Below are 13,106 nucleotides of genomic sequence, written 5' to 3' on the forward strand. Positions count from 1 at the left end.
ACGCCCGACGTAATTTGCGTAGAGCGCCTCGCGGCCAAGTTGTTCTGCGATCTCCGAAGAGATCGATGCCAGTTCGGGCACTGCCGCAATGAGGTCGTCAAAGCTGACCTCGTTCATCGACAACAAGGCATAGGCGCTTCGGCGCTGACCGTCTTGATTGACGCGAATGCCATGCTTCAATGCCTCGGTTGACGAAAATTTCGCCGATTGCAACGCGATCCACCCTTGCTCCAAGGCCTCGATCTTGTCCTCGAATATCCGCGCGCGTGCTTCACCGACACAGCCCAACTGAATGCCCAGCCCGGTAAGACGCTGATCCGCGTTATCGGCGCGAAGCGAAAGACGGAACTCAGCGCGCGAGGTGAACATTCGGTAGGGTTCCGAAACGCCGCGCGTCACGAGATCGTCGATCATTACACCGATGTAGCTTTCTGCCCGGCTAAACCGCGCTGGCTCGCGGCCACTTACACCGAGTGCTGCATTAAGTCCGGCAACAAGGCCCTGCGCCGCCGCTTCTTCATACCCCGTCGTTCCGTTGATTTGCCCTGCAAGGAACAGCCCGGGCAGATCTTTTAGCTCAAGCGTCGGGGCAAGCGCGCGCGGGTCGACGAAATCATACTCGATCGCGTAACCGGCTTGCAGAATATTGCAGCTTTCGAGCCCGCGGATCGAGCGGATATAGGCCTCTTGCACCTCAAGGGGAAGCGAAGTCGAAACACCGTTGGGATAAATGGTGTGATCGTCTAGCCCTTCCGGTTCAAGAAAGATCTGGTGTGATGCCTTATCGGCAAAACGCACAACCTTGTCTTCGATCGAAGGGCAGTACCGTGGCCCAACCCCTTCGATATGCCCCCCATACATGGCAGATCGCGCGAGATTTTCGCGTATTATTTCATGGGTTTGCGCGTTTGTGTGGGTGATCCCGCAGGCGATTTGGCGCACAAACGGTGTCTTGTTGAGAAAAGACATCATCACGGGCGCGTCATCGCCCGGTTGCTGCTCAAGCACAGACCAGTCGATGCTGCGCCCGTCCAACCTAGGTGGCGTGCCAGTTTTCAACCTGCCAAGCGGCAGACCGAGGGCACGCATACGCTCCGCCAGCGCGTTTGAAGGCAAGTCACCAACCCGGCCACCTTCGTGCTTTTGGTCACCAATGTGAATGATCCCGCGCAAGAAGGTCCCAGAGGTCAGCACCACAGCGCCGGCCCTAATCTCGGCACCATCGCGCAGCACCACGCCGCACACGCGACCAGACTCCAGCAGAAAGTCAGAAACCTCTGCTTCTATAACATCTAGCCCTTGTTGCTGGGTTGTCATGTGCTGCATTGCAGTTCGGTAAAGTTTGCGGTCCGCTTGCACGCGCGGGCCTTGAACCGCCGGACCCTTGCGCCGGTTCAGAAGCCGAAACTGGATGCCAGCCAAATCGGCCGCCCGCCCCATGACGCCATCCATGGCGTCAATCTCGCGCACCAAATGGCCCTTTCCAAGGCCACCAATCGCGGGGTTGCAAGACATCGCACCAATCGTATCACGCTTTTGCGTAACCAAGGCCGTAGCCGCACCCATGCGCGCCGCCGCATGCGCGGCCTCCGACCCGGCATGGCCCCCGCCGACCACGATCACGTCAAAATGTTTCACGTGGAACGCTCCCTACTTACCGATGCAGAAACTGGCAAAGATATCATCAAGCAGATGCTCAACATCAATGCGCCCAACAAGAGATTCAAGCGCCCGAATCCCTCGATCTATGCCATCAGCGGCGATCTCGGCCCTCTCAGGCCAGAAATCGAGCTCCACTCTGGCCAGTTCAAGCGATTCAATCGCTCGCCTCATCGCGGCCCGATGCCGCTCGCGCGTCATAACGCCCGCCGATCCCGCGCGCTCTGAAAGCGATTTTGAGATCATATCAACCAACTCGTCTACACCTTGCCCGGTCAGCCCCGAAACCGCCAGCCCCAATCCCGCGCCAAGATCGGCCTTGCCATGAACCACTAGGTCTCCTCGCTCCGGCTCGATCAACGGCACATCACCGCCGTCCAGCAAAAACACGCGCAAATCCGCGCGCCGTGCGCGATCGAGCGCCCGCGAAATACCTATCGCCTCTATCTCGTCGCCAGCCTCTCGCAATCCAGCCGTATCAAGCAACGTAACCGGAAGCCCGCCTAGATCCATACGCACCTCTATGACATCACGCGTCGTCCCCGCATGTGCCGAGGTTATCGCCGCTTCTCGCCCCGCCAACGCATTGAGAAGTGTTGATTTTCCAGCATTTGGCCTACCAACGATCGCAACTTCAAAGCCATCGCGAATACGCTCGGCTGCTCCCGAACCGGCCAATTCCCGCGCTACTCCGTTGCTCACCCGCGTAATCAGAACCGCGGCTTCCGCCACAACTTCCTGCGGCACATCTTCGTCAGCAAAATCAATCGCCGCCGCCACAAGCGCCGCCGCACGCCGAAGATCTGCGCGCCAGCCATCAACCAACTTTCCGACCGCCCCAGACAAAACCCGGAGCGCCTGCCGCCTTTGCGCCTCTGTCTCGGAATCGATCAGATCGCCAAGCGCCTCGACCTGAGGCAGATCCAACTGCCCGTTTTCAAGCGCGCGCCGCGTAAACTCGCCCGGTTCAGCAAGCCGAAGTCCCGGCATTTCGCCGAGAACGCGCAAAACCGCACCAACAGTCGCTGCCGAACCATGCACATGCAATTCGGCAATATCTTCGCCGGTAAAACTCGCGCCAGCCTCAAAACAAAGCACCAAACCGGTATCGAGGGGTTCATCCCCAGCGCGCAGCACCCGCAGCCCAGCGGTGCGAACCGCAGGCAATTCGCCCGCAAGCATCCGCGCCGCGGCCCACGCCTCTGGCCCGGAAATGCGAATAACCGCCACACCCGCTTTGCCGCGGGCGCTCGCCTGCGCGAAAATCGTATCCATCGCTCAAACCCCCAGTCACCGCAGCGCTGATCAGGCGTTCATCGAATCGAAGAATTCGCTGTTGGTCTTGGTTTGCTTCAGCTTCGAGATCAGGAACTCGATCGCGTCGGTGGTGCCCATCGGGTTCAAGATGCGCCGCAAAAGATAGGTTTTCTGCAAATCCTTCGCATCCGAAAGCAACTCTTCCTTCCGCGTCCCGGATTTGAGAATATCCATCGCCGGGAACACCCGCTTATCGGCGACCTTGCGATCAAGCACGATTTCGCTGTTACCGGTGCCCTTGAACTCTTCGAAGATCACCTCGTCCATACGGCTGCCCGTATCAATCAGCGCGGTAGCGATGATCGTCAGGCTACCGCCCTCTTCGATGTTCCGCGCCGCACCGAAAAACCGCTTCGGGCGTTGCAGCGCGTTGGCATCCACGCCACCCGTCAGCACCTTGCCGCTTGAAGGCACAACCGTATTGAAAGCGCGCCCAAGGCGGGTAATCGAATCCAGCAAGATCACCACATCTCGCTTGTGTTCGACCAGTCGCTTGGCTTTTTCGATCACCATTTCGGCTACTGCCACGTGCCGCGTCGCGGGCTCGTCGAAGGTCGAGCTGATAACCTCGCCCTTCACGCTGCGCTGCATATCCGTCACCTCTTCGGGCCGCTCATCAATCAGCAGCACGATCAGATAGACCTCAGGATGGTTTCTCTCGATCGAATTGGCGATATTTTGCAGCAAAACGGTCTTACCCGTCCGCGGCGGCGCAACGATCAAGCCGCGCTGGCCCTTGCCGATCGGGGCAACAAGATCAATGATCCGCGCCGAACGGTCTTTGATGGTCGGGTCTTCGACTTCCATCTTCAACCGCTCAGTCGGGTAAAGCGGCGTCAGGTTTTCAAACGCCACCTTGTGCCGCGCGCGATCTGGGTCTTGGAAATTGATCTTCTCAACCGTGCTCAACGCGAAATAATGCTCGTTCTCGCCCGGTGCCCGCATCACCCCTTCGACTGTGTCGCCGGTCCGCAGCGAATACTGTCGGATCATTTCAGGGCTGACGTAGATGTCGTCCGGACCGGGCAGATAGTTCGCCGAAGGGCTACGCAAAAACCCGAACCCGTCCTGCACCACCTCAAGAACACCGTCACCGCCAATGTCGATTCCATCCTCGGCGTGCTCTTTGAGGATCGAGAACATCATCTCGCCCTTACGCATCGTCGAGGCGTTCTCGATTTCCCACTCTTCGGCCATAGCCAAAAGATCAGCAGGCGTTTTTGCCTTGAGATCGGCAAGATTCAGGCGTTCTTCGCTCATGGCGCATCCAACGGTTTCAGGCGCCAAAACGGCGCGTCAGTCACAGGTTTTCGGGCTTCGCCTTTGCGGCCGGACGGCCAGGCTGCCCTCCCCTAAGCCCACTGACCAAAAAAGTCAACGCAGGCTGTCAGAACTTCAAGATCACGGCCAATACGATCACGATCATCAGCACCGTCGGCACTTCATTGGCAAAGCGATACTGCCGACCGCTCATCCGGTTGCGACCCTCTGCCAAAGCTATGCGTTGGTGATTGAGCCAGTAATGGTACCCCGTCATCGCCAAAACCGCGAACCCCTTGGCCCAGGGCCAAACCATCGTCCAGCCAACAATGCCGGGCGTGAAGACAAGCGCCAGTCCAAAGATCCAACTCGCATACATCGCCGGCACCATGATCGCCTTCATAAGCAGGCGTTCCTGATGCCGGAACAGCAGGTCCATATCCGAGCCACGCTCAACCCCTGCTTTCGCAAGCCCTTCTACATGATAGACAAAAAGCCTTGGAAGGTAGAACAGCCCTGCCATCCACGAAAGCACTGACATCACATGCAGCGCCTTCGTCCAAAGGTAGCTGTTGGCCAGAAATTCGTAGATCATGCGCAGAGCTCCGCTCAGTCTTTCTAATCAATAAGAAGAAATGAATTGAAAGGATGATGATCTAGTTGGCAAGGTGCAAAACAGGATAAGACAAACCATCCACGATCTTTTCAACGGCAAATGCTCTGTTGGCCGTTCTGTGGAAAACCATGTAAAACATCTTTTTACTGCATAGTTACATATACTTGCACGGCCACCACCGCCACTGAAGATACCCACACACACCCTGCTCGGACCCCTTTCACACAGCACCCATGAGTTGCCCTGCACAACGGGAAAACTGCCCGTGCAACCGCCCGAACCTAACCTGAAACGCGCGCCGCTTCGCCGTGTGCCGCTTGCCCCCCGCCGCCGCCGACTGTTATCCACAGAGTCATGCAGAACCCCCTCATCCTGGCTTCCACTTCGACAATCCGCGCAGAGCTTTTGCGCCGCGCCGGATTGCCACATGAAATCGTGCCGGCCCGCGTTGACGAGGCTGCAATTCGCGCAGCACTCGAGGCCGAGGGCGCTACCCCCCGCGATCTCGCCGATGCGCTTGCCGAAGCAAAAGCACGCCGCGTTTCCGAGCGATTTCCCGAACCGCTGGTTCTTGGTGCCGACCAAGTGCTCGATCTGGGCGGCAAGGTGCTTTCCAAACCGGCAAGCCCGGCGGATGCTGTTGCCCAGCTTACCGCGCTTTGCGGCCGCAGCCACCGATTGCTTTCCGCGCTGGTGGTCTATCAAGGCGGCTCCCCGCTTTGGCGTCATGTCGGGCAGGTTCGGCTGACCATGCACCCGCTCTCCAATGCCCAGATCGAACGCTATGTGGCCGAGCATTGGGATTCAATCCGCCACGCCGTCGGTTGCTACAAGCTCGAAGAACACGGGGTACAGTTATTTTCCGCAGTCGAAGGCGATTACTTTACTGTCCTTGGCTTGCCGCTTATCGAGTTTCTGACTTGGTTGCGCGCCCGAGGAGAACTCGCCTGATGTCCGATCATCCCCGCATCCCGCTTGCCGGTGTTATCGGCTCGCCCATCGCGCATTCACGCTCGCCACTTCTGCACGGCCACTGGCTCAAGACCTACGGGATCAAAGGCCACTACATCCCTATGGATATCGCCACGGAAGACCTGCAGCGGGTCTTGTCAGCTCTACCACGCGCGGGGTTTGTGGGGTGCAACGTAACAATTCCGCACAAGGTTTCAGTGCTTGCATTGGCGGATGTAGTAACCGAACGCGCGGCATTGGTCGGTGCCGCAAATACCCTTGTCTTTCGCGCAGATGGCAAGATTCATGCCGACAATACAGACGGTTACGGCTTCATCGCCAATCTTGAGCAATATGCGCCAAAATGGTCCGCAACCACCGGCCCGGCCGCGGTATTTGGCGCAGGCGGCGCTGCGCGCGCAGTCATCACCTCGCTGCTAGAGGCCGGCGCACCCGAGATTCGCGTCTCAAATCGCACGCGTGCCCGAGTAGATACGCTGCGCGCCGAGTTTGGGCCGCGCATTGCCATCTACGATTGGGCACACGCTGGCAATATGCTGGAAGGTGCGCTGACGGTGGTCAATACCTCGGCGCTTGGCATGGTTGGTCAGCCAGAGTTTATGGTGTCGCTCGATGCGCTTTCTGCGCGCGCGACTGTCGTTGATCTTGTCTACACGCCGCTCAAGACCCGGTTTCTGGCCGAGGCAGAGGCTGCGGGCTGCACCATAGTTGACGGGCTCGGAATGCTCATCCATCAGGCCGTGCCCGGTTTCGAGCGTTGGTTCGGCCAGCGCCCGGTCGTCGATGAAGCCACGCGTGCCGCGGTTCTGGGCCGATGACGCGCCCTTTCCTTCTGGGCCTTACCGGCTCGATCGGTATGGGTAAATCAACCACGGCCAGCATGTTCGCCGACCTCGGTGTTCCAGTCTGGGATGCCGATGCAACGGTGCACCGCCTTTACGCTCGGGGTGGTGCCGCAGTCGCGCCCATTGCCGCCGCATTCCCCGCCGCTGTGGTGGCGGGCGAGGTTGATCGTGCCGCGCTGAAGCAACTGCTAGAGGCCGATAAACAGGCTCTGTTCCAGCTGGAATCGATCGTCCACCCGCTTGTCGCCGCGGATCGTGCCGCCTTCATCGCGTCCCATGCTTCGGCGCAGGTGATCCTGCTCGACATCCCGCTGTTGTTTGAAACCGGCGCTGACGCAGTTTGCGACGCAACGCTGGTTGTCACTGCCCCGCCCGAGGTTCAGCGTGCCCGCGTCCTTGCGCGCCCCGGCATGACCGAGGCGCAACTTGCCCTGATCCTAGCCCGCCAGATGCCCGATGCCGAAAAACGCGCCCGTGCGAGCTATGTGATCGAAACCGCCAGCCTTGAGCAAACCCGCGCCGCCGTGCAAGATTTGCTTGCCAAGCTCACGAGGCCCTGATGCGCGCGATTGTCCTTGATACTGAAACCACGGGCTTTGAGCCTTCCGAGGGCCACCGCATCGTCGAGATCGGCGCGGTAGAGTTGTTCAATGACCTGCCGACAGGGCGCAGTTACCACCAATACATCAACCCCGAACGCGCCATGCCGAAAGAGGCGTTCGAGGTGCACGGGCTTGGCGACGAGTTTCTGCGCAACCAACCGCGCTTTGTCGAAATCGCCCCGGCGTTTCTAGAGTTCATCGGCACAGAGGCGCCGCTGATCATTCACAACGCCGCATTCGACATGAAGTTCCTGAATGCAGAGCTGGAATGGGCCAAGCACGCGCAGATCAAGGCAGAACGCGCGCTCGACACATTGCTGATCGCGCGTCGTCGGTTTCCGGGCTCGCCTGCCTCGCTCGATGCGCTTTGTCGGCGCTTTGGCATCGACAACTCCGGTCGTGAAAAGCATGGCGCGCTACTCGACAGTGAGATTCTGGCCGAAGTCTATCTGGAGCTGATCGGCGGCCGCCAACCCGATTTCGGGCTGGCAACCGGCCCTGTGCGCGTGTCGGGCCAACCCGTGCAGGCCGATTGGCGCCCGCGCCCGCGCCCCGAACCATTGCCACCCCGCCTGACACCGCAAGAGACTGCGGCGCACGATGCCTTTGTTGCCGGCATGGGCGAAGAGGCGATCTGGCGGCGCTATCAAGACTAGCGCAACACCGCGCATTCCGCTTCAAGCCAGTTCTGAAACGCAAGTCGCGGCGGGTGCCCGGCATCGTCGATTGGCCAGACCAGATAATATCCTCCCATGCCCCGCACCGCTTCGCCCGCAATGCGCTGCAACCGACCTTCGCCTATTTCCGATGCTGCCAGAAACTCGGGCAATAGCGCTACGCCAACACCGTGAATCGCGGCCTGCACCATCGTTGCAAACTGATCGAACAGCATCCCGCGCCGCGCGGGTGCCGCCACCCCATGCGCTTCGAACCACCGCGCCCATGCGGCTGGGCGAGATTCGAGTTGCAGCAGCGGCAACGCGGCAAGATCGCGCGGTTCCGTCACCGCATGGGCGGCGCAGAACCCCGGTGCGGCACAAGCAACCATGCTTTCGTCGAACAGCTTCAGATGTTCGGCGTCGGGCCAATCGGGTGCGCCATAGTGAATCGCGGCATCGAATCCTTCGCGCGCAAAATCGAACCGCTGCAACCGCGTGCCGATGTTGATCGTGACACCCGGATGTTCCGCCAAAAACCCTGGCAAACGCGGTGCCAGCCAGCGCGTTCCGAAAGTGGGCAGAATGGCCAGTGAAAGCGTGCCGCCACCGGGGTTGGCGCGCAGCCCAAGCGAGGCCCGCGCGATTAGATCCAGCGCCTTGCGCACATCCCGCGCATAACCAGTTGCAGCCGCAGTTGGTATCAGCCGCCGCCGCTCGCGCCGGAACAGCTGCACCTCCAGTTGCCCTTCAAGTTGCTGCACCAGCCTGCTGACCGCACCTTGGGTCAGCGAAAGCTCGCGCGCGGCAGCGGCGGTGCTGCCAGTTCGGCACACCGCTTCAAAGGCGGAAAGCAGCGCAACAGATGGCAGATACCGCCTTGGACGCGGCACTTCATGTGTATTATGCATATCAGAACGCCTAAAACAGGTTATTCCTGAAGATAATCGCGTGCGATACACATTGCAAACCAACCCTTACGCGATCAGGTGCCCCATGCCCAACCTCGCCCTTCGTCCCGCCCGCCGTATGGCCTCGGTCGGGCTTTCCGAAATCGTCCGGGTCTCAGAGGCCGCAACCGCGCTCAAGGCCTCTGGGCGCGATGTGATCAGCCTTGGCACCGGCGAGCCGGACTTTCCGACCCCCCCGCATGTGATCGAGGCTGCACACGCCGCCGCACTCGCGGGCGAGACGAAATACACCGCAACCCAAGGCACACTGGCCCTGCGTCGCGCAATCGGCACCGCCTGCCAGCGCGACAATGGCTATAGCGCCGAACCTAGCGAAATCATCGTTTCCACCGGGGCCAAGCAGGTCATCTTCAACGCATTCTTCGCAACCCTCGACGAAGGCGACGAAGTTCTGATCCCGGCGCCCTATTGGACCTCTTATTCCGATATGGTCACCGTCTGCGGCGGCGTGGCAAAAATCATTCCCACATCGGGCGCTGACGGCTTTCGCCTTCAGCCCGCAGCGCTTGCCGCAGCGATCAGCCCGCGCACCCGTTGGCTGCTGCTCAACTCGCCCGGAAACCCCTCGGGCGCGGTGCTTTCCGCCGACGATCAAGCAGCATTGGCCGAAGTTTTGCGCGCCCATCCGCAAGTTGCGGTGATGAGCGACGAGATTTACCAGCACATCTGCTACGTGCCCTTCGCTTCGTTTCGCACAGCGGCACCCGATCTTGCCGACCGTACGCTGATCGTCAACGGCGTCTCGAAATTCGCTTCGATGACCGGATGGCGGCTTGGCTGGGGCATTGGCCCCGCACCACTGATCAAGACCATGGCCGAAGTGCAGGGTCAGGTGACCTCTGGCACGTCGTCGATTTCGCAGGCCGCCGCAATTGCCGCCTTGCTTGGGCCGCAAGATTACATTGCCCCTCGCCGTGATGCGTTCCGCGCGCGGCGCGATCTGGTGGCGGCAGCGCTTAACGCGACCGGACGGCTTCGCTGCCCACTACCAGACGGGGCTTTCTACCTTTACGCCGACTGCTCGCCCTGCTTTGGCATGACGACACAGGCTGGCACGACACTTGTAGACGACGCGGGCTTTTGCGCCGAACTTCTGGCGCAAGAGGGTGTCGCGGTCGTTCCCGGCCGCGCTTTCGGGTTGCCGGGCTACTTCCGCCTGTCCTATGCCTATGACGAAGCCTCGCTCACCCGCGCCTCTGCCGCCATCGCGCGCTTTTGCGCCTCGCTTACCTGAGGAATCCAATGCTCAAAGCCAAAGACGCCCCCGACCTTTCCCGCTTCGACTGGGCCGACGCCCTGCGCCTCGATGCGCAACTGACCGATGAAGAGCGGATGCTGCGCGATGCAGCCCACGCCTACGCACAAGAAAAGCTGGCCACGCGCGTAACGCAAGCCTACCGCGACGAATCCACCGACCCCGCGATTTTCCGCGAAATGGGCGAAATGGGCCTGCTGGGCGTGACCGTGCCAGAAGAATACGGCGGGTTGGGCGCGGGTTATGTTGCCTACGGCCTTGTCGCGCGCGAGGTTGAGCGCGTGGATTCGGGCTATCGCAGCATGATGTCGGTGCAGTCGAGCCTCGTGATGTATCCCATCTACGCGTACGGCTCTGAAGCGCAGCGCAAAAAATACCTGCCAAAACTCGCCACCGGCGAATACATCGGCTGCTTTGGCCTCACCGAACCGGACGCAGGTTCTGACCCCGCCGGGATGAAAACCACCGCCAAAAAAACCGCAAACGGCTACGTGCTGAACGGCGCCAAAATGTGGATCTCGAACAGCCCGATCGCCGACGTTTTCGTAGTCTGGGCAAAGTCTGATGCACATGGCGGCAAGATCCGCGGATTTGTGCTGGAAAAGGGCATGAAGGGCCTCAGCGCGCCCAAAATCCAAGGCAAGCTCAGCTTGCGCGCTTCGATCACCGGCGAGATCGTCATGCAGAACGTCGAAGTCGGTGAAGATGCGTTGCTGCCGGGCGTTGAAGGGCTGAAAGGCCCGTTTGGCTGCCTCAACCGCGCTCGCTATGGCATCGCCTGGGGTGTGATGGGCGCGGCGGAATGCTGCTTTCACGCCGCTCGCCAATACGGGCTTGACCGCAAGCAGTTCAATCGCCCGCTGGCCAACACCCAGATTTACCAACTGAAACTTGCCAACATGCTGACCGAAATCAACCTTGGCCTACAAGCCGCGCTGCGCGTTGGCCGCCTGATGGACGAGGCCAACGCCGCGCCAGAGATGATTTCACTGATCAAGCGCAACAACTGCGGTAAGGCGCTGGAAATCGCGCGCGCCGCGCGCGATATGCACGGCGGTAACGGCATTTCGGACGCCTTCCCGGTGATGCGCCACATGGTCAACCTTGAAACCGTGAATACCTATGAGGGCACGCATGACGTGCACGCGCTGATCCTTGGTCGCGCCATTACCGGGACGCAGGCCTTTTTCTGATGCCACGCAGCGAAATCGTTCATGAGAACTTCCTGCGCCGGGTTGCGGCGCGGGATTTTCCGGCGGGCAAGTCGCCCGCACCGGGGCTGAGCAACACCGAAGCGGTAGCGCTTTTCCGCGCGCAATGCACCAGCCGCGCCCTCGATCGTACTAGCCGCGCCATGCAGAAGGTGGGGCAGGGGTTCTATACCATCGGCTCTTCGGGGCACGAGGGCATGGCCGCGGTGGCGCATGCGCTGCGCCCAACCGACATGGCCTTTTTGCATTACCGCGACGCGGCCTTTCAGATTGCCCGCGCGGCGCAGGTGCCGGGGCAAACGATGACGTGGGATATGCTTTTATCCTTCGCTTCCTCGGCGGAAGACCCGATTTCTGGCGGCCGGCACAAGGTGCTGGGTTCCAAAGAGCTTGCGATCCCGCCGCAGACATCGACCATTGCCAGCCACCTGCCAAAAGCCGTGGGCGCGGCCTATAGCCTTGGCCTTGCGCGCCGTCGCCCGCCCGAACACCGTGCGCTGGCAGATGACGCCATTGTCATGTGCAGTTTCGGCGATGCCTCTGCCAACCATTCAACCGCGCAGGGCGCGTTCAACACCGCCGCCTGGACCTCGTATCAGGCAGTGCCGCTGCCGCTGCTTTTTGTGTGCGAAGACAATGGCATCGGCATTTCTACCAAAACCCCGAAGGGCTGGATTGCCGCCAGCCATGCACAACGCCCCGGTGTGAAATACTTCAGCGCCGATGGGTTGGACCTTTACGATGCGTTCGCAGTTGCGCGCGAGGCGGCCGACTATGTGCGCCGCCGCCGCAAACCCGCGTTTCTGCATTTGCGCACCGTGCGGCTTTATGGCCACGCGGGCGCGGACATGCCCACTACCTACATGCCGCGCGAAGAGGTCGAGGCGGAAGAGGCGAATGATCCGCTGTTGCACTCGGTTCGGTTGCTTGAAGCCGCAGGCGCGCTTTCGCCAGATGCGGCGCTGGCGATCTATACCGATACGCTTGATAGGGTCACCCGTGTTGCCGCCGAGGCGGTTACGCGGCCAAGGCTGAAAACAGCGCCCGAGGTCATGGACAGCATTGTGCCGCCCAAGCGCGTTTGCAAACCCACAAACGGCCCCGCCGCACAGGCCCGAGAGGCAGCCTTTGGTGCCGATCTCAAGGCAATGGCCGAGCCACAAATCATGTCCCGGCTGATCAACTGGGCCCTGACCGACCTAATGCTCGAGCATGGCGAGATCGTGCTGATGGGCGAGGATGTGGGGCGCAAGGGCGGCGTCTATGGCGTGACGCAAAAGCTGCAAACACGCTTCGGTCCCGACCGGGTCATCGACACGCTGCTTGATGAGCAAAGCATCCTTGGCCTTGGCATTGGCCTTGCGCATAACGGCTTCATCCCGATGCCAGAGATTCAGTTTCTGGCCTACCTGCACAACGCCGAAGACCAGATTCGGGGCGAGGCGGCGACGCTGCCGTTTTTCTCGAACGGGCAATTTACCAACCCGATGGTGCTGCGCATTGCGGGGCTTGGCTATCAAAAGGGATTTGGCGGGCATTTTCATAACGACAACAGCCTTGCCGTGCTGCGCGATATTCCCGGCCTGATCGTCGCCGTGCCTTCCAACGGGGCCGATGCCGCGCGGATGTTGCGCGAATGCGTGCGCCTTGCGCGCGAAGAGCAGCGGTTGGTGGTGTTTGTCGAGCCTATTGCACTTTACCCGATGCGCGACCTTGCCGCCGAGAAGGACGCAGGCTGGATG

12 protein-coding genes are annotated in these 13,106 nt (G+C 60.6%); 7 read left to right on the forward strand and 5 right to left on the reverse strand.

The features are described 5' to 3' along the window. The 4 genes from mnmG to ABY403_RS06570 form a co-directional block, all read right to left on the reverse strand. The coding region (mnmG, locus tag ABY403_RS06555; RefSeq protein ID WP_372839955.1) for a tRNA uridine-5-carboxymethylaminomethyl(34) synthesis enzyme MnmG at nt 1-1,638 on the reverse strand (1,638 nt) is incomplete at its 3' end. A 12-nt stretch (nt 1,639-1,650) separates the two neighbouring features. Then, nucleotides 1,651-2,934, reverse strand: a complete 1,284-nt coding sequence (gene mnmE, locus ABY403_RS06560) for a tRNA uridine-5-carboxymethylaminomethyl(34) synthesis GTPase MnmE (RefSeq protein WP_372839956.1) — start codon at nt 2,932-2,934, stop codon at nt 1,651-1,653. Between the two features lie 30 nt (nt 2,935-2,964). Continuing rightward, entirely contained in the window at nt 2,965-4,236 is a 1,272-nt protein-coding gene (rho, locus tag ABY403_RS06565) for a transcription termination factor Rho (RefSeq protein WP_372839957.1), read from the reverse strand. A gap of 127 nt (nt 4,237-4,363) precedes the next feature. Then, nucleotides 4,364-4,831, reverse strand: a complete 468-nt coding sequence (locus tag ABY403_RS06570; RefSeq protein ID WP_372839958.1) for a CopD family protein — start codon at nt 4,829-4,831, stop codon at nt 4,364-4,366. Between the two features lie 375 nt (nt 4,832-5,206). Here ABY403_RS06570 and ABY403_RS06575 point away from each other — a divergent pair, with 375 nt between their 5' ends. Genes ABY403_RS06575 through dnaQ form a run of 4 tightly spaced genes read left to right on the forward strand, consistent with a single transcriptional unit; the run spans nt 5,207 to nt 7,927 of the window. Then, complete coding sequence (locus tag ABY403_RS06575; protein WP_372839959.1) at nt 5,207-5,803, forward strand: nucleoside triphosphate pyrophosphatase; 597 nt, start codon at nt 5,207-5,209, stop codon at nt 5,801-5,803. Next, entirely contained in the window at nt 5,803-6,642 is an 840-nt protein-coding gene (locus ABY403_RS06580; protein WP_372839960.1) for a shikimate dehydrogenase, read from the forward strand. The genes ABY403_RS06575 and ABY403_RS06580 overlap by 1 nt, the downstream gene beginning before the upstream one ends. Continuing rightward, complete coding sequence (gene coaE / locus ABY403_RS06585; protein WP_372839961.1) at nt 6,639-7,229, forward strand: dephospho-CoA kinase; 591 nt, start codon at nt 6,639-6,641, stop codon at nt 7,227-7,229. The genes ABY403_RS06580 and coaE overlap by 4 nt, the downstream gene beginning before the upstream one ends. Next, complete coding sequence (dnaQ, locus tag ABY403_RS06590) at nt 7,229-7,927, forward strand: DNA polymerase III subunit epsilon (RefSeq protein WP_372839962.1); 699 nt, start codon at nt 7,229-7,231, stop codon at nt 7,925-7,927. The genes coaE and dnaQ overlap by 1 nt, the downstream gene beginning before the upstream one ends. Here the strand turns inward: dnaQ and ABY403_RS06595 are convergent. After that, nucleotides 7,924-8,838, reverse strand: a complete 915-nt coding sequence (locus ABY403_RS06595) for a LysR family transcriptional regulator (RefSeq protein WP_372839963.1) — start codon at nt 8,836-8,838, stop codon at nt 7,924-7,926. The genes dnaQ and ABY403_RS06595 overlap by 4 nt on opposite strands. Before the next feature lie 85 nt (nt 8,839-8,923). Here ABY403_RS06595 and ABY403_RS06600 point away from each other — a divergent pair, with 85 nt between their 5' ends. The 3 genes from ABY403_RS06600 to ABY403_RS06610 form a co-directional block, all read left to right on the forward strand. Next, nucleotides 8,924-10,132 (forward strand): pyridoxal phosphate-dependent aminotransferase, encoded by a 1,209-nt coding sequence (locus ABY403_RS06600; RefSeq protein WP_372839964.1) that lies wholly within the window; start codon nt 8,924-8,926, stop codon nt 10,130-10,132. Between the two features lie 8 nt (nt 10,133-10,140). Next, nucleotides 10,141-11,346: an acyl-CoA dehydrogenase gene (locus tag ABY403_RS06605; protein WP_372839965.1), complete on the forward strand. Its 1,206-nt coding sequence runs from the start codon at nt 10,141-10,143 to the stop codon at nt 11,344-11,346. Further along, nucleotides 11,346-13,106: dehydrogenase E1 component subunit alpha/beta (locus ABY403_RS06610; protein WP_372839966.1), on the forward strand; the 1,761-nt coding region annotated here is incomplete at its 3' end. The genes ABY403_RS06605 and ABY403_RS06610, both read left to right, overlap by 1 nt.

This window comes from Phaeovulum sp. (assembly GCF_041596715.1).
Classification (GTDB): Bacteria; Pseudomonadota; Alphaproteobacteria; order Rhodobacterales; family Rhodobacteraceae; genus UBA6213.